This is a genomic window from Butyrivibrio sp. WCD3002, from assembly GCF_000424265.1.
Taxonomy (GTDB): Bacteria; Bacillota; Clostridia; order Lachnospirales; family Lachnospiraceae; genus Butyrivibrio.
In genome coordinates, this window is sequence record NZ_AUJO01000015.1 from 1 (window position 1) to 17391 (window position 17391).

Sequence of the window (17391 nt, forward strand, 5' to 3'; positions counted from 1 at the left end):
ATTTTATCACAATTAAGGGTATAATATGAACATAGGATGTCGATAAATAATAATATATGCACACTTTTACAAAAGCTTTCTTTGATGAGGGGAAAAGACATGAAAAGCTTCGGAAGATTGTGTGACAGGGTTATTTTGGTTATTAACTCCAACTATCCCAATCGCACCGACGACTATGATAAAAACATTGAAGCTCTTACTTTGGAATTAAAAGAAAATAAATGGGACTCAGAAGAAGTCCTTTCTCTTGCTGACAATGCTTTTCAAAATGATGTCCAGCTATATATCCTTTTCTTATCTGCAGTTTATCTGTGTACAATGGATTCAGCTTATCTTGTCCAGATTGAGAACATCCTTCTTAAGGATTCTCTTGATATGTCTATGACAACCTCTCTTCTTTTCCAGACCAGATATTTTCGTTTTATTGAAGGAAAAAACGACGACTATCCCTTCAGGAGAAAAGTCTACAGACATATTGCCACTCGATTTCTAAATAAGCTTGGGGCATCAATCGATATGATCCCTTATGATAAGCGCGATCACGAGCTTGTTTTTGTTGTCACAGGGCAGCTCCTTGACGAAAGGCACGCTCCCTCCCGTATAGTTCTTTCTATTTGCTATTATCTACAGAAATATTTTGGCTATCTGGTTCAGCTCATTGTCACAGGCGAACCCATAGATACCAATGCCACATCTGCCTATTGGTCAGGTGACATCGTTATGCCTACCTACATGCCCTATTGGGGTGATCAGGTCTATCGTTTTCACGATGAGGATATCCATTACTACCAGATCGATTTAAATAGTTCCACTAAAGAAAAAATCCTTGATGTCATTGGAAAACTATATATTAAAAGACCGGAATTTATCCTTCAGTTTGGCGGGTTTCCAATGACGGATCTGGTATGGCGGTCAATGTCGACATTTATCTCCATTCCTGCAGGGAATAACTATGATGTGTCAGATGCACATCTTCTTGTTTCTTATCAGAAAAATGATGCCGATGCAGAAGAAGAGGAAAAATACATACATTCTCTAGGTCAGGAAACCTTATTTATCAATATGCAGGCGCTTCCTCTTACAGAAAACTCAAAGGAAGAAGAATATACAAAGAAGGCCTTTGGCATAGACCCCGACAGCTTTACAATAGTCATTGCCGGCAACAGGCTCGATGATGAGATAACGGATGAATTCAAGGATGTAATGAACAGAATCATAAATGAAAACGATAATGTTACATTTGTCCTTATCGGCAAATATGAATTACCTCTTCCTGAAGGTATTGATTCCCATACCGTCAGACTTGGTTACAGAGAGGATTTCGTTCAGACAGTCTGCATAACCGATCTTTTCCTAAATCCAAAGCGTGCAGGCGGATCAGGCGGTGCGCTGCGATCCATGTCAAACGGAATTCCCGTGATCACTTTACCTGACTGTGATGTAAGCGCATTTACGGGAGAAGACTTTGTATGCGACAGCTATGACGAGATGGTCTCCCTGACTCACAGATATATAACAGATGCTGAGTTTTATACATCACAATCTCAAAAAGCCAGACAGCACTTTAATGAACGTAACGTAGGCGTAAATATGAAAGAACAGATGCAAAAATTAGTCGACAAAGCACTGGAGATAGGGAGAACCCAGAAATGAAAAGGATAAATATCACACAGTCATCCATGCCGTCCTATGAAGAATATATTGAAGCAATAAAACCCCTTTGGGACTCCCACTGGCTCACAAACATGGGCAATTACCATCAGGAGCTTGAAAACAAACTGAGGGAATATCTTGATGTTCCCTTTGTATCCCTCATGGTAAACGGTCATATGTCTCTGGAGCTCACGCTGCAGTCCTTTGGTTTTCCTGAGGGGAGTGAAGTTATCACTACGCCCTTTACCTTTATTTCCACTACTCACGCAATAGTACGAAACAGATTAGAGCCTATCTTCTGTGATATCAAGCCGGAGGACGGCACTATTGATGAGTCGAAAATCGAGGATCTTATCACTGAAAAAACCGTGGCCATTATGCCTGTCCACGTGTACGGCAATATATGCGATTATGAAAAAATCGAGGATATCGCATATAAATACGGGCTTAAGGTAATATATGACGCGGCCCACGCCTTTGGCGAAAGGATAACCATAGCGGATCCTTCAGGCCAAAAGAAGGAAACTGTCGGAGTAGGCAATCTCGGAGATGCATCCATCTTCAGTTTCCATGCCACAAAGGTATTCAACACCATAGAAGGCGGTGCTGCTGTTTTCTCAAACCCTGCTCTCTATGATAAGCTTTATAACCTGAAAAACTTTGGCATCAGAGGCGAGGAACTGGTTGTAGAGGTTGGTGCCAATGCAAAAATGAACGAGTTCTGCGCAATAATGGGACTTTGTAATCTTAAGCACATCGACGATTCCATAGCTTCAAGAAAAAAATGTGCTAAGAGATATGACGATGCTCTTGCATCCGCTAAGGGAATAAGCTTTCTTACTCAGAGAGCTGATTCTTCAAAAAATTACGCCTACTATCCGATTGTTATTGAAGAAAGCTATGGACAAACCAGAGATTTCCTTTATGAAAAGCTGAGAGCAAATAATATTTTCTCAAGAAAGTATTTTCATCCTATTACATCAGATCAGGCCTGCTTTAAAAACAAATACAAGAACTGCAATCTTGATATCGCGAGAGATCTTTCAAAGAAAGTTCTTGTGCTTCCGATCTTCGAGGCTATGCCGCAGGAGAGCCAGGATAAAATAATAGACATAGTACTTAACCCTGCAAAATAGTGCTTGCTATTAATTCGGTGTGGTGTTATATTAGCATACGCTACATTTTTAATACGAGTGTTTACGATCTGTTTAACAGATCTTCCTTCCCACTCGCAAAAACCTAAAGGAGAAAGAAATGAAAAAGAATGTATTATTTATGACTCAGGCAGCCATTATCGCTGCTATCTATGTTGTGCTTACCATGATGGTAGCAACAGTCAACCTTGCAAGCGGTGCTATTCAGTTCCGCGTATCCGAAGCACTTTGCGTACTTCCATTTTTCACACCTGCTGCTGTTCCGGGCGTTATCATCGGATGCTTCCTTAGTAACGTACTTACAGGCTGTGCACTTCCGGACATCATTTTTGGAACACTTGCTACAGCAATAGCTGCGGTAGTTTCTTACAAGCTTAAGAATCACAGATTCCTTGTAACACTTCCGCCTGTTATCTCAAACGCACTTATTATTCCTTTTGTACTTAAGTTTGCGTATGGTATGGAAGGTACCATTCCGTTCTTTATGGTTACAGTTGCTGCCGGAGAGATTCTTGCATGTGTTATCTGCGGATCAATCCTGATCACAGCTCTTATGCCTGTTCGCAAGTATATTTTCAGCGCTGAAGCTGCAAACTAATATTATATTCATGAGTCAAAAAAGCGGCGGATTAAAATAATCAAATCCGCCGCTTTTTCATGTCTACGATATCTTTGCCATATCTATCTGATGCACTACCCCCGCTTCTCCTGTGGACTCTTTTAAAAAGACTCCGCTTGATCTGAACTGGGCATTTATCATGAAATCATTTCCTCTTGATGTAAACTGCGTATCTGCTTTTCCAAGATAGATTGCTCCTACATCCGCTTCCTTCAGTGTCATAAGTGTTTCATTTCCGTTTTCATCATGGCACCAGACCCTGAGCTTTTCATAGATTTCATCAGCTTCATCTATCCAGTCGTTATTATCCTTATCGAATTCTGCCAGCTCTGCAAAGCCATCGCCGGTTCTTGCCCCAAAGAGCTCTGTTCCATTATTTATAACACCGTCACCGTTTCTGTCATAAGAAAGGAAGCCGCTTCCTGAATCAAGTCTTCTTATTTTATCTTCTGTGCCGTCTGCGTCCAGATCAAACACAAAGGACTGATCCGATACGCTGGTCACTCCGCTGCCGACATTTATTACCAGGGGATCGATAAGCTCTGCAGGCTGCATATGAGTTATTCCGATGGACTCACAGAATTTACTTGTCATGGATACATTTATTCCAAAATGAAGCTCTCTCCCATCCGCTGTCATGGCAGTTCCCTGGGCTTCAAAGGCTGTATGCTCCTCTTCAATGTGGGTGTAGGTTGCTGTAGTAACGCTCATAAGCTGATAGGAGCCGCCATTCATTTTTGCGGTTAACTCCTTCATGTACTCGTTCATTTTATTGTTTTTTCCTTCACCGCCTCCAAACAATATCTGCATAATGTTTAACAGCTTTTCTACTATCTGCCGCCTGAGCTCATCTATCTCCGATACCTTCTTATCCACAGGCGTATCACTCATCACGGCAAATTCACCGTCTGCATTATAATTGGTAAACAGCACATCCTTGAAATCCGCTACCCCTTCACTTTTGTTACTGATGGAAGTCATCCCTTTCTCCATGCGGAATTCGGAGCGTGACACATACTTTCTCTCCGAAACCAAATTGATGTTGCTACTGGCAATTCTCATAAGCATCCCTCCATATTAAATGAAAAAAACACAACACTTAACTAAGCTATGCCCATTTTGAGAATTACTTTTCTGGTAAAAAAAGAAACCGGGCATAACTATATAAGCTCTGCCCAGCTTCTGATTCTTATATCGTCATTTCGCTCTTTTTTTATTAGCATTGTGGTATAATATTTTTATGAAACTCAGTGACGTAATGAAAGATTCCAAAATAAAAATTCACGCTAGTATTAACGGACATGGGATTCTTCTCATAACCAAGGCTGCCATCGGTGTTCGAGACGGCCTGTTAGTTGAGTCTTTAACTTATTTTGATCATGATCTCACGTTTCGTGAACCCTGCAAAATAATCGCAGTCAACAAAAGAGACGGCAGAAGCTATCAGTTTGAATCAAAATCCATCGGTCCTGTAGAAACAAAATACGGTAAGTACCACCTTATAAGATGTCCTGAGGATGGTCTTGTGATCAACAGAAGACAGGCTGAACGCTACGACATCGATAAGCTTGGTGTTATTCGAATCGGTAAAGAAGGCGATATCAGAAATGCACTTGTATATGATATCTCCATGAAGGGAATTGCATTCATTCTGGATAATGACGCTGTGTGCAGAGTAGGCGACCATATCACGGCTTCCTTCAGATATGATCCGAACTACTTCCATTTCTATGCCTGCGAGGCCACCGTCGTAAGAGTTTTCACACTTGATAATCAGCTGGCGATCGGTTGTACCCTTGATTCTATGGGTGCTGATCTTGTTACGCTTATAAGTAATAAAAAGAAAGAGAAAGCCGGCATTAAGATTAATGATATTCTGAATTATTCTCAGTCATCTGATGAGGCCGTAGCATCGGGAGATAAGATTCCTGTTAACTATGTTCCTCCGATTCCTGCTGCCGAGTCTGATGATATTACAAGGCGTCTTGCCGAGCAGCTTCTGTCACCGGATGATGCCGCAGATCTTATTCCTGAGCGCGGAGAAAATGAAATCATAAGATCAAGAGCAAGCCGTGTTGCTGATGCTCATAATATACCCGAGATAGCAGATAATCGAAAGGATAAGACTCCTGCTTCAGATTCTTCTGCAAGGCAGGGATCACTGTCCATTGAACAGCTTGTTGATCCGAATGATCTGGCAGAGCTCCAGTCTATAGAAGACAGGACTCCCTCAAAGGCAAAAGCAAATCAGGAGCCAAAACAAGCGCAGACTGCTACGCAAAAGCCTGAGTCCGCAGCTCCTTCCGCAGCCGCAAAAAAACAGGCAAGCTCTTACGATCCTGCCCGTTCTCTTGCAAATGCAGCTAATGCAAATAATTCAAAGGTTCATCTAAAGAGCGCTGCTCCCTCTGAATTTGATGGATATTTCAATCAGAAGGGCAATGCCGTTGATGAAAGCCTCTTCATAAAAGGAAACAAAGAAGATGGCTTCCTGACTCCCGAGCAGATAGCTGATATCATTGATCTCGAGAGAATAAATAAAAGTGAATTTTAAGCCATTGCCGGCGGCATTCCATCTGTAGATGTTATAAAGAACTGCTCTACACGGATGCCGGCTGACATAGCATAATATCTAAGGGTATGTCTTCCGTTTCGAAGCTTCACATCCACCAGAGGTACCCAGCGCCAGATGTTCTCAGCTGAGAATCTCCAGATTCCCTGGCCACCGTAAAGGTCCTGCTCTGAGTATATCTTGTCATCAATGCCTATTGTGAAGTGCGATTTTGCAGCATCCCACATAAGAACCCTAGCCCATATACGGTAGGTTCCTCCCCTTGCTTCAAATACATAGTGAAGTGAAGGGGCTTTTTTTATGGCACTTGTACCGCCCCATTTTGTCTTGTGGAAATTCTCAAGCGCCGCCTCATCTCTTATATACATTGCAAGGCCTGTCTCCCCGTGGGAGGGCGAATTACAGTAATCCCAAAGATCACTCTCAGTATATGCAGCCTTGGATCCGCAAAGGGCAGAAGCTGCTTCTATGAGAATTCTTCCATCCTTTTCCTGCATGGGGTGAAGTCCCTGAGCAAGGATCTCGGAAGCCGGGATAGGTGTTCCATAATGACTGAGGAATTCCATATGTTCACCGATTCCATCGCCCTTCTGCTTTCTCAGGGCATAGTATACGGGTCTTGGCGGCAGCTCATAAGCTTCCTTACCATAGAAATCCCATGAAAATCCCGCAGCATCAAAGGAAAGGGGAAGGCGCAGATCGCCGCCTCTGATTCCAAGTGTATTTTCTCTTCTCTCCTTTGTATAAATAACAAATCTTGAGAACGCAAAATACTTGTCCACTGCGTGGAATATAATTCTGTGGGCACCGGCCTTTATGTTTGGAAGACGCAGATAAAGCTTATCCACATTATTTCTTACGTTATTCTTCCAATCACCCTTATACTCATCGATGGACTCGGATTCTATCAGCTCCGCAGGATTTTCATCCACGGATACTCCTATTCTAATCCTGCCCATGGCATTAAGAGACGGGAATCTGTGAAGCTCCAAAAGGAACGCACCCTCACTGGTAACCGTTACCTCATAGGTAAGAGTTGCCCTCTCCATTCTTGCTTCTACAAGAGATCCTCTGTTTCTTCCAAGGTTCGGAATGCGAATCCATGCACCGGAAAGATCCCTTACCATGTCGGCCTCGATTCGGAGCATTCCGTCATCCTCCATGTGCGGAGGGAAGACAATATTGTTTTGTCCAAGAAGAGTTATGCCTCTGAAAAGTCTGATCTCTACAGGTATAACACAGCTTTCACCTGTCATGAGAGCCATGATATGTATTTCATCCTTGATGGAAACTATCTTATCCTCAGGCTTAACATCGCCCCTTTCGGACATCTGGGTAATCATTTCCGGAACGGATTCCCAGTCTACCTCAAGAAGGATTCTTTCTTCGCCCTTTATTCTGATGTCGCCATGACCCTCAAAGCCTACTATGCTATCCTCAGCAATTCTGAGCCATCCCGGCAGATCAACCGTTACCACGATTTCATTCTCGCCGGCATTTGCAATTTCAAACCACTTTTCAACGGGCTTAACAAAGGTAATGGCACTGTCATCGTTCTGACAGGTGATTATCAGATGGTCCGCTGCCTTCTCAAGGGGAGGCTTGCAGGCCGGATACATGGCAGTTCGCGGCGGCGGAAAATCCTCAGGGGTAAGTATTCCATCCCATTTTCCGTTTGCCATAACATGGTTGTAGAAGTAAAGCATACCTCTTCTTGCATGGTCAAAGGACAGCGCTTTTTCCGTATAATCGGCGGCACTGTGGGTCTTACCCTGTCTCATGCAGAGGTTACTTCTGTCCGCATAATAATACATGGTATAGGTATAATATGCGGCGTGAATTTTCATAAGTATAAGCTGGAAAAACGCATCCTTCTCGTTGTCCGGAAGAGAATGGTAGATACGGTTTCCTGTTTTAAACATATATTCATAGCGGTGAATTCTGCTTACCGCCTCGTCTGTATAAGCAGTCTGTGAAAAAGCATCCACATCCATCTGCTCGACCTTGCGCACATTGGTAAGCTGGTCAAACTCAACCAAAAGGGGAGCCAGCTTCTTTCCATGTCTTCCGCTGAAGGTCTCATCTATCCACTGGGCAAGGAATTGCACCTCATCACCGCAGATAGTGTTTTCTTTTCCTATATCCCATGCCAGCTGGGCATAGTAGGTAATCTGCTGCTCAAGGGGTTTTATCGCACCAAAGTTTGTTACCCAGAGCTTTCTGATTCCCTCCTCGTATGCCTTTTTCAGCTCGTTACGGGTCTGAGCAAGGGGCACGGAACAGATGAAAAGATATGACTGTCCTGGCGGTGCCCAATAGGAATTGTGATAATAAATACCGTTTCCGCCGGGGCGTCTCTTCTCTTCCTCATTAGGATATCTTCTGACATGACCGTAATTATCATTAACCCATATAAGGGTATAATCATCCGGAACATGTAATCCGTTATCATATAATTCAAGAACTTCCTTGTAGGGAACGAAAATACGCATGGGCTTATAATCTAAGGTTGTATCAAGAATCTCCTGCTGGATTTCCATTACATCCTCTAAAAGCTCTATCTTTCCTCTAAGGAGGTCATCCCCCTGAAGTCCCGAAAGGGCAACGGTCTCAAAGCCCGAATCGTGAATTCCGCGCATTCCGAGAGTATAGGTAACCTCATAGTCCTTATTCTGTTCAACACTCTCACGCCAATATTCGATTATTGCGTCACGGCTTTTATCTGAGGCAGTGATATCATATCTGACATCGCTGTAGCCCTTTTTCTCAAGCCATGGTCTCCACTCCTTATTGTTGCTGCGCATCAGCATGTCGCAGTGGGAGGAACCCACTACTATGCCCATCTTGTTAGCAAGAGCACCATTCTGTTTGTCGGCATTAAAGGAGTTCACATGCATGGCAGGCCATATGTAATTAAGCCTAAGCCTTAGCATAAGCTCAAATATTTTTTCATAGGTCCTGACGCCTATGGTAGTCTCGCCGATATAACGCTGAACCCACTGTTCCAGCTCTTCCTCGTCGTTAATAAAAATTCCGCGGTACTCAATGCTTGGATGATCGGAAACATGATAATCATCCGGAAGCATCACTTCCATCTTTGGTTTAACCGGCACATCCGCCATGAAATACCAGGGTGATACCCCAAGAATGGTTCTGCAAAATTCATAGATACCATAGATTGTTCCGCGCTTATCTGATCCTGCTATGACCAGCATTCCGCGCCTGTCGCGTATTACATAGGCTTCCTTGCGCCTTCTTCCGGACGTGCTGAAAAGGCCTGTAAGATCTTCCTCTTCCAAGTCATCACACACGCCAACCGTTCCTACCAGTACTCTCTGGCAGTCCGGATCTGCAGCTTCAGTATTAATTTGTAGCACACGTTTAAAGTCCCGGATCAGATTCGATACCGCAATTTTGACTGCTTCTGATTCGCGCTCGCTGATTGTCACCACAACCGATGAGTACTGCCTGATTGTTATCCCCATCCTTATCCCCCTCGTGAGATTTTTAGTCAAGCATATAATCTATTTTACCAATTTTTTATAATTATGTGCTATAGCAATTTTACGAAATTTTCATAATTAATTGTATAAAATGCCAATGAAACAATTAAGAAAAATAAATGCTTGTTTTAGTGGTTCATTTGTTGCAAAATAAAGATTGTACCGATAGTGAAGTATTTTCATATCAGAAAATGGGCGAAAACATGCAGAATTACATCTTACTTGACCGATTTATTCAGGTGCTTTCAAGCACTGAGAACTCTGTCGATTCCGCTCAGGAAGCATTCGACGAGATTGCTCCTGCCTATAGTATCACTCGTATTACATTGGATATGAATATCCCCGAAACGCGTCAAACCCCTACAGGTGAGGTGCGCCATTTATCTGTTTACGAGGGTGAGATTTCTGATGATACCGAAGCCGAGATTGTATGGCTTGAGGAATCATACAGGACTTTTGAGAACGGGATAATAACCGCAAAGGTTTATGCACCCATCAGTACCAACTGGAGTCCCGAGGAGCGCCAGGTTCTGCTTTCGATCATGAAGGTATTTCTAATTCACATCGGCAGATGCAGGCTTGTTGAGCTTGTTCAGAGAAGTGTTCTTACCCAGTATCTAACAGGACTTCCCAATTCAGGAGGCTTCCTTTCCTTTGCCACGCAGAAAATGCTGGCGGGAGAGCTTAAAAAATATAATTCCTATTACTTTAATCTTCGCGGCTTTGGTCTTATAAACAGGCGCTACGGCCCCGAGGAAACAGACAATATCATAGTCAGATATTCCCGGGTACTTTTAGAGTTCACCTCAGAGGATGAGATCATAGGTCACCTTGGTGGCGACAATTTCGTTGCGCTTATCAGGAAAGAAAAAACCGAAGCTTTCCTTAATCTTTTACAAAAAACAGAAACCTTCGGAATCAAGGACGGAGCAAAGGTTCCCATTACCATCAGCGCAGTTGCGGGAGTTTTTGATATCGACGACTCAGTAAAAAATCCCGGACAGGTTATTGGCAGAAGCTCCATAGCCTGCAGCGTTGCAAGATCCTTATCCAATGAGCCCTTCCTCTTTGTAACAAAGGAGATGAGCACAAGGGTTTACCGCGAAAAGCAGATTGAAGACCGTTTTGAAGAAGGACTTTCACAAAGGGAATTTAAGATTTATTACCAGCCCAAGGTAAATACCCAGACAGGCGAGCTTGTAGGTGCTGAAGCCCTCTCCCGCTGGCTGTGTAAAGGCGAATATGTCTATCCCGCAGAGTTTGTTCCCGTTCTTGAAAGAAACAGCTATTCTGTAGGTCTTGATATATATGTTATTGAGGATGTTTGTCGCACCCTCAGAGAATGGATTGATCACGGAATGGATCCTGTTCCTGTATCAGTCAATTTTTCAAGAAGCGATCTTACAGACGAGCATCTGGCGGAGCAGATACTTAAGATAATTCATAAATACGATATTGATCTTGATTATATTCAGATAGAGGTAACAGAGACTGCCACTTCAAAGGAAAAGGGACTTATTACCGATTTCCTCCATAAGCTGAAGGGCATGCATATCGCCAGCTCCATAGATGATTTCGGTACCGGCTATTCATCCCTTGGAATTTTGAGAGACCTGCCGGTCAATACCATAAAAATCGACAAGTCCTTCATAGATGCCGAGGTTCTGACCTCCCGCGATGAGACCATTCTAAGAAACATTATCCGAATGGCAAAGGAGCTCGATATCGAGGTAATAACAGAGGGAGTTGAAAGAAAGGATCAGATAGACCTTCTCCACAGAGTGGGCTGCGATCTGGTACAGGGCTTTTATTTTGATAAGCCCCTTGAAAAAACAGAATTCGAAAAACGCTTACAGACAAAAAAATATGATGTATAAAAAATTTGCGGCATTATTTCAATGCCGCAAAAATTATGCTTGCTACTATCTGCAAAATTACAAATCTAATCACAACCTGGGTATCTGACCATTCCATATTTTTACGAACATGATCATGAATAGGTGTGCGAATATTGTTCATGATATGAATTTTGCAAAAACGAATAAGTGACACCTTGATAAGTCCAAGGCCGCCATCAATTATCAGCACGATTGACAAAATAAGGTAAGCAAAAGGGTGTCCTGACTTCATGGCAAGTATCGCGATAAAAAATCCCAGCGCTCTTGAACCCGCATCTCCCATAAGCATGCTGCTGGGTGAACAGTTAAAGTACAAATATGCCAGAAGCACAGCGCAAAGTATCTGGCCTGCGGTTGCCATACTTCCAAGATTTTCAGAAAACAGGAAAGCAAATGACATTACAGTTACAATTACCAGCGATCCGCAAAGACCGTCAACTCCGTCAGAGCAGTTTGTAACATTAACCGCAATCCATATCAGGATCACCCCAAGGATGAAATAAACCACATAGGGGATATTGAACTGAAGCGTGAAAAAGGACACTTCCGTTCCGTTATACTTTAGGAATGTGACCATGGTCAAAACTGAGATAACCAGATCGATCAGACCTTTTTTATACTCGTTCCAGGGTTTTTCTGCCGCATCATCAAGATATCCGCTTAGCATCATCAAAAACAGAAATACCAGATACAGTATGTACTCAAAGGAAAGCGGAAGGAACAGCAGGGATGCAATTATAAAATCAATCACAAACACTATGCCAACGCCTCGAAGTTTCCCCTTGGAAAGCGCTCCGTTAATAGCAAAAGCGCGGCCCTGATCCTGAGGAAGAAAGCCAAATCTCATATTAAGAGTGATGAAGGTAAGTAAAAATGCTACTGCCATTGCGATAGCAGCTGTCTGAACCGGCGCAAAATATCCGAATAAAATATCATATAACATAAACTAACTCCTTTATATTTATAATAATATGTTATAATTTTACTCATGTTTACTGATTATAATAGCGAAGGAATTAAATAATGGCAACTTTTTCAAATAAACTAAAGGACCTTTTTGCTCCTTATATTCACCCATCTATCAGGGAAAGTATTTATCACATCAATTTACAGTCAAACAGAGCTTTCACTCTTTTCATGTCCATTTTAGAGTCCGCTATTTTTATATTCATGATTTTCTTTGAAAAGGGAATCTTCGGTGAGCCTTTCGTGCTTCTGATGTGCTTATATGCTATTTCCACAAGCTTGTTATTCTTTTTTATAACAAACTATGCCCTAAGGAAATCACACAAGCCCTATAGCAGGTACAGATTTATTTACATAGCCTATTACATTTCTATCCTGGCATTTGGCATGTTCACTTCTTTTTACCATTATTCCCATGGTGAACAGATGCTGGCCTTTTTTGCTACAGAATTCTGCGTAGCCAGCTTTCTGATTTTACCGCCCTGGTGTTCTATTTTACTTATCATTGGCTCATATATCGGATTTTATGGCATTTTGTTTGCTTATGACGGTGCTCCTACAGTAAATCTGGTCAACTATATTATACTTACCTTTCTTACTACCGCAGGTTCAATCCGTAAATATCGCACCCAGGCTACTGAGCTTGAGCGAATTCACAGAATAGAGACTATGAATGAGATGATGCAAAATCTTCCCGTTCATGATGCCACAACCAATTTAAAGAGCAGATATGCTCTTCGCGATGATTTTACCTCTTATCAGAATCATCCCATAATAGTAATCATGCTTGATATTGATGATTTCGCATCCATAAACGAAACCTACGGCACAAAGACAGGTAATGAAATTCTTAGTAATATCGGCGATCTTGTAAGTAAATATCTTACAGAAAATGCAGCCTACAGATATGGTGATGACTCCTTCCTGATTATTCTTCAGGATGTTGACGTTGATGTCGCAATGCAAAAGCTGTCAAGATTTGAGCGTAGCATAGCAACACTTAAGATTCCGGAAACTGAAATCCCCGTGCACAGCAACAGCGGATATTCCCACGGAACACCTCGTGATGAAGAGGATCTGCGCCTCCTTATTGATGCTGCCGCAGCAAAAAGAAGAGAGTTCTCATAAAAGCACTTTCTATATTTAATTATTGCGGAATTGTTAATTTGGACTTTTTCAGAATGACCTTTTCTGTTAAAATGGTAAAGGCGTTTTCTTACGCCGCATAATAAGGAGGATTATATTATGAAGTTAAATAAGAGATTTATGAGCATTGTTCTTACATCAGTAATGCTCACAGCTGCTGTTGGTTGCAGCAAGTCTACTGAAACAGAAGACGCTTCAGAGGGACTTTCATGGGAGACAATTGAAGATACTACATCAAGCGATGCATCTTCAGAGGAAAGTGTCGAAGAAGAAGTCGTAGCCGAAGAAGAGCCCGTAGTAGCTGCTGAGGTTCCTGCAGGAATGTATCTCAGTGAGCTCACAGGTGAGCCTATAGATGAAGCACTTAAGGATCAGCGTCCTATCGCTGTTATGGTTGATAACGAATCAATCGCTCTTCCCCACTACGGAACATCTGAAGCAGATGTTGTATATGAGATGATGAACAGTACTCAGAACGGCCGTATCACACGTCTTATGTGCCTCGTAAAGGATTGGGCATCAATCAAGCAGATGGGTTCTATCAGAAGTACAAGACCTACAAACATCATCCTTGCAGCTGAGTGGAACGCAGTTCTTTGCCACGATGGCGGTCCTGCTGTTCACATCAATCCTTACCTTGCTAAGGAATGGGGTACAAACCACTTCTCAGGAACATTCTCTCGTGTAGATAACGGTAAGAGCCGTGAGTATACAGAGTACATCCTTCCCGGAGATCTTGAGAACAACTTCTCCAGCAGCGGATTCTCAACAACCTACAACGAGTTCACACCTGAGGGCGTTAAGGAGAACCACTTCAACTTCACAACATGGGGTAACGAAGTTAACCTCGAGAACAAGGGCTATGCTAAGTGCCTTGATGCTACAACAATTGACATCGCATCATTTACACACAACACTTCAAAGCTTGTTTACAACGAGTCAACTAAAGAATATGAGTACTATGAATATGGTAAGCAGCACCTCGATGCAGAGGATAGCGCACCTCTTTCATTCAAGAACGTTATTCTTCAGAAGTGTACCTTCAATCAGCTTGATGATCACGGTTATCTGATCTACAACTGTATCGATATCAACCAGCCCGGTTACTACTGCACAAACGGTAAGGCTACAGATATCGTATGGACCAAGGTTGGTGAGCTGAACAAGACTCAGTACTTCGATTCACAGGCTAACGAGCTTGAAATCAACAACGGTAAGACCTACATCGCTCTCGTTCCTGCTGATACATGGGATACTCTTGTAATCGAGTAAATCAGAAACATCTGAATAAATGACTATAAAAACCTCCGGTGGTATCCATCGGAGGTTTTTATTATTTGATCATCTCTTTGAATTTTTCAGGAGGAACAGGACGGGAGAAGTAATATCCCTGAATCATGTCGCAGCCTATTCCCTTTACATATTCATACTGGCCTTCGGTTTCTACGCCCTCTACTACAATTGGCATATCCAATTGTCTGGCCATCTCTACAATCGTATTTATAACTATCTTGCCCTTATCTGAGCTCTCTATTCCATCCATGAAGTGCATGTCTGCTTTAAGAACATCCACATGAGCATCCTTGAAGGTATTAAAACTTGAATACCCGGATCCAAAGTCATCCATAAGGATTCTAAAGCCCACTTCCTTAAGAACTTCAATAGTTTTAAAGAATCTCTGGTTATCCGCAACGAATGCACTCTCAGTGATCTCAAGCTTTATATCAAGCGGAGATAAATGGTACTTCTTTATAAGGTCCACTATTACCTCATACAGATTATCCATCTGAAGGTCACGTCTTGAAATATTTACCGATACCGGAGGTACCAGAATTCCTTCCTTCCTCCACTCAGCTATATATTTGCAAACCTGCTCCCATACATAGACATCCAGCTTATTGATAAAGCCGTTTTTCTCAAATAGAGGAATAAAATCCCCAGGGCTAATAAGGCCATACTGCTTGTCCTTCCAGCGAACCAGCGCCTCTGCGCTACATATCTGCTTGGTATTTGCATCATAGATTGGCTGGAAATAAGGCACAAATGCATTCTCATGGATTGCTCTTTCGCAGTTATGAAGCATATATGCCTGCATCTCGAAGGCATGATCCTGACTCATATCATATACGCATTCATGCTTATCATAGTCATACCTTATAGACTGCATCGCAAACCGGGCTCTGTCACACATAAGGATAGGATTCATTGTCCTGTCCTTAATCTTATACACGCCGGAATATAGAGAAAGGTTGTAATCCATATTCTCTCCGGGATACATTTCATCCAGTGACAGAATCCCCTGCAGCATCCAGTAAGTGCCTTCAGGGAAAAGCCCTACGAAATTGTCCTCTCCAAGATATCCAAGCTCAACCTCCCAGGAAAAGCTTTTTCTCATGGCAGCCGCCACTCTTATGAGGATATCATCACCGCGTTCAAATCCAAACCTCTCGTTTACGTCCTGGAAATTTCTGATATCCAGAACACAAAGCTGATAATTTGTATCGGGATTAAGCGCCAAATCTTCCTCTACTGCCCTGAAGAAGGCTTCTGACTTATAAATACCTATCTTGGGATCTACGGGATTGTCCACAATATACAGCATTATCAGATTGAAGGTTACAAAGGTAGCAAACACAGCTCCCATGAATTTAAAATCGGATATTCTGTAATTCAGCGCCGTGATACAAAAGACAAGCACTACAATCGCAACAATAGTTGACGAAGCAAGTACTCCCAGTCGTCTTCTGTGTCTGATTACCAGATATGCTGTCATTATCACATAAGCAAGAAGTATTACTGTGGATACGAAAATAAATGTTAACTTTTCTAAAGTGACTTCTCCTCTTACCTCAGGATAATAAGCCACATGATTGATCGGATTGATAACAAGTAAGAAAATCATTTGAAGCACGCAGGGAAAAATAGAAAGTAGAGGCCTTTTCTCCTTTGCGCGCACGAGACCAATGGTAATTTTCATTGCAAACAAAAGATACGACGTAAGCGCCAGGGTAAATGCGGATATATTGAAAACATGTATCCTGCCGTCGCTTAACGGTACGAATCTCTTTACAAAATCACTTCCCCATACTAAAAGGATATATAAAATTGTGACAATGATTTCCATATCTATCCATAGCTTTCCTACACTACGGCTGATACTTCTCGCCCTAATTGCAAGAATACCTATGGCTAAGATTCCAAAACTCAGCAGTGTAATCATGGATAATCTCCCACTTCGCGTATATTATCATTATACACAAAAAAATCGGCGAACCATCAGTTCACCGATTTTTTCAGATTTTTTTTATATCGTTTTTATTTTTTCGAATTACAGGAACTTAAATGCATGAACAATAGGTAATTCCTTAGCCTTACCGTTACAAGCATTTACAAAACCGATAATCTGAACTACAAAAAGGACCAGACCAAATACACCGGCTACGATAGGAACAATGATTGTCCAGCAAAGAGCAAGTGCAACAATAGTTACAAGTGACTCAAGAACTAAGAGTCTTAAAACCTCACGAAGATGGAAACCAACAAACTTAGAATCCTTTGCTGCAAGTAAAGCAATGATCATTCCTGCCCAGCTAAGAACATAAATAGCAATAGCAAGGATCTTGTTCTCTGCTATATCTGCAGGATCCATCTCTCCTGTGTGATCTGAAGGATCAACTACATATACCGGCTGATATCCGGGTGCTGCATAAGGCTGCTGCATATTAGGTGCCACTCCGGGTGCGGGATTGGGTGTAGCATTTGCTGCTCCAACCGGTGTTCCACACTTAGGGCATACCTGAGCATCCTCCTCTAAGCTCTCTCCACAATTTGTACAAAACTTCATACCATATACCTCCCAAACGTATTTTAATGCTTTTGC

At 42.3% G+C, this 17391-nt stretch carries 12 protein-coding genes; 7 read left to right on the forward strand and 5 right to left on the reverse strand.

All coding sequences use genetic code 11. From position 1 onward, the window contains the following. Positions 1 to 99 precede the first annotated feature (99 nt). The 3 genes from G608_RS0112815 (at position 100) to G608_RS0112825 (ending at position 3405) form a co-directional block, all read left to right on the forward strand. Positions 100 to 1653 carry a glycosyltransferase family 4 protein gene (locus tag G608_RS0112815; RefSeq protein ID WP_026496364.1) on the forward strand — a complete coding sequence of 518 codons (1554 nt, stop codon included), beginning with the start codon at positions 100 to 102 and terminating at the stop codon, positions 1651 to 1653. Next, the gene (locus G608_RS0112820) at positions 1650 to 2789 is read left to right on the forward strand and encodes a DegT/DnrJ/EryC1/StrS family aminotransferase (RefSeq protein WP_026496365.1); all 1140 of its coding nucleotides are present in this window, start codon (positions 1650 to 1652) and stop codon (positions 2787 to 2789) included. Before G608_RS0112815 ends, G608_RS0112820 begins: the two co-directional genes overlap by 4 nt. A gap of 118 nt (positions 2790 to 2907) precedes the next feature. Next, positions 2908 to 3405: a QueT transporter family protein gene (locus G608_RS0112825; protein WP_026496366.1), complete on the forward strand. Its 498-nt coding sequence runs from the start codon at positions 2908 to 2910 to the stop codon at positions 3403 to 3405. Between the two features lie 63 nt (positions 3406 to 3468). On the opposite strand, the gene G608_RS22555 is transcribed toward G608_RS0112825, so the two are convergent. Beyond that, on the reverse strand, positions 3469 to 4488 hold the full coding sequence (locus G608_RS22555) for a hypothetical protein (protein WP_051209317.1): 1020 nt from the start codon (positions 4486 to 4488) through the stop codon (positions 3469 to 3471). 196 nt (positions 4489 to 4684) lie between these two features. Between G608_RS22555 and G608_RS0112835 the strand changes: the two genes are divergently transcribed. Further along, positions 4685 to 5980, forward strand: coding sequence for a PilZ domain-containing protein (locus tag G608_RS0112835; RefSeq protein ID WP_026496367.1), 1296 nt, complete (start codon positions 4685 to 4687; stop codon positions 5978 to 5980). On the opposite strand, the gene G608_RS0112840 is transcribed toward G608_RS0112835, so the two are convergent. Continuing rightward, positions 5977 to 9483, reverse strand: coding sequence for a glycosyl hydrolase 115 family protein (locus G608_RS0112840; RefSeq protein ID WP_026496368.1), 3507 nt, complete (start codon positions 9481 to 9483; stop codon positions 5977 to 5979). The genes G608_RS0112835 and G608_RS0112840 overlap by 4 nt on opposite strands. A gap of 209 nt (positions 9484 to 9692) precedes the next feature. Here G608_RS0112840 and G608_RS0112845 point away from each other — a divergent pair, with 209 nt between their 5' ends. After that, on the forward strand, positions 9693 to 11378 hold the full coding sequence (locus tag G608_RS0112845) for a putative bifunctional diguanylate cyclase/phosphodiesterase (RefSeq protein WP_207637695.1): 1686 nt from the start codon (positions 9693 to 9695) through the stop codon (positions 11376 to 11378). A gap of 13 nt (positions 11379 to 11391) precedes the next feature. Here G608_RS0112845 and G608_RS0112850 read toward each other — a convergent pair whose 3' ends face one another. Further along, positions 11392 to 12342 carry a phospho-N-acetylmuramoyl-pentapeptide-transferase gene (locus G608_RS0112850; protein ID WP_051209319.1) on the reverse strand — a complete coding sequence of 317 codons (951 nt, stop codon included), beginning with the start codon at positions 12340 to 12342 and terminating at the stop codon, positions 11392 to 11394. Between the two features lie 80 nt (positions 12343 to 12422). Here G608_RS0112850 and G608_RS0112855 point away from each other — a divergent pair, with 80 nt between their 5' ends. Then, entirely contained in the window at positions 12423 to 13493 is a 1071-nt protein-coding gene (locus G608_RS0112855) for a GGDEF domain-containing protein (RefSeq protein WP_026496371.1), read from the forward strand. Between the two features lie 117 nt (positions 13494 to 13610). Further along, positions 13611 to 14783 carry a DUF3048 domain-containing protein gene (locus tag G608_RS0112860; RefSeq protein WP_026496372.1) on the forward strand — a complete coding sequence of 391 codons (1173 nt, stop codon included), beginning with the start codon at positions 13611 to 13613 and terminating at the stop codon, positions 14781 to 14783. A gap of 61 nt (positions 14784 to 14844) precedes the next feature. Here the strand turns inward: G608_RS0112860 and G608_RS22560 are convergent, their stop codons facing one another. Both G608_RS22560 and G608_RS0112875 read right to left on the reverse strand, forming a co-directional pair. Then, positions 14845 to 16731, reverse strand: coding sequence for a putative bifunctional diguanylate cyclase/phosphodiesterase (locus G608_RS22560; protein ID WP_051209320.1), 1887 nt, complete (start codon positions 16729 to 16731; stop codon positions 14845 to 14847). Between the two features lie 108 nt (positions 16732 to 16839). Further along, a complete protein-coding gene (locus tag G608_RS0112875; RefSeq protein WP_026496374.1) occupies positions 16840 to 17355 on the reverse strand; it encodes a zinc-ribbon domain-containing protein in 516 nt (171 codons plus the stop codon). Positions 17356 to 17391: the final 36 nt, after the last annotated feature.

Bases quoted from the DNA above. Each gene is read 5' to 3' on its own strand.
- G608_RS0112815 (WP_026496364.1), top strand. From the start codon at position 100: ATGAAAAGCTTCGGAAGATTGTGTGACAGGGTTATTTTGGTTATTAAC.
- G608_RS0112820 (WP_026496365.1), top strand. From the start codon at position 1,650: ATGAAAAGGATAAATATCACACAGTCATCCATGCCGTCCTATGAAGAA.
- G608_RS0112825 (WP_026496366.1), top strand. From the start codon at position 2,908: ATGAAAAAGAATGTATTATTTATGACTCAGGCAGCCATTATCGCTGCT.
- G608_RS22555 (WP_051209317.1), bottom strand. From the start codon at position 4,488: ATGAGAATTGCCAGTAGCAACATCAATTTGGTTTCGGAGAGAAAGTAT.
- G608_RS0112835 (WP_026496367.1), top strand. From the start codon at position 4,685: ATGAAAGATTCCAAAATAAAAATTCACGCTAGTATTAACGGACATGGG.
- G608_RS0112840 (WP_026496368.1), bottom strand. From the start codon at position 9,483: ATGGGGATAACAATCAGGCAGTACTCATCGGTTGTGGTGACAATCAGC.
- G608_RS0112845 (WP_207637695.1), top strand. From the start codon at position 9,693: ATGGGCGAAAACATGCAGAATTACATCTTACTTGACCGATTTATTCAG.
- G608_RS0112850 (WP_051209319.1), bottom strand. From the start codon at position 12,342: ATGTTATATGATATTTTATTCGGATATTTTGCGCCGGTTCAGACAGCT.
- G608_RS0112855 (WP_026496371.1), top strand. From the start codon at position 12,423: ATGGCAACTTTTTCAAATAAACTAAAGGACCTTTTTGCTCCTTATATT.
- G608_RS0112860 (WP_026496372.1), top strand. From the start codon at position 13,611: ATGAAGTTAAATAAGAGATTTATGAGCATTGTTCTTACATCAGTAATG.
- G608_RS22560 (WP_051209320.1), bottom strand. From the start codon at position 16,731: ATGATTACACTGCTGAGTTTTGGAATCTTAGCCATAGGTATTCTTGCA.
- G608_RS0112875 (WP_026496374.1), bottom strand. From the start codon at position 17,355: ATGAAGTTTTGTACAAATTGTGGAGAGAGCTTAGAGGAGGATGCTCAG.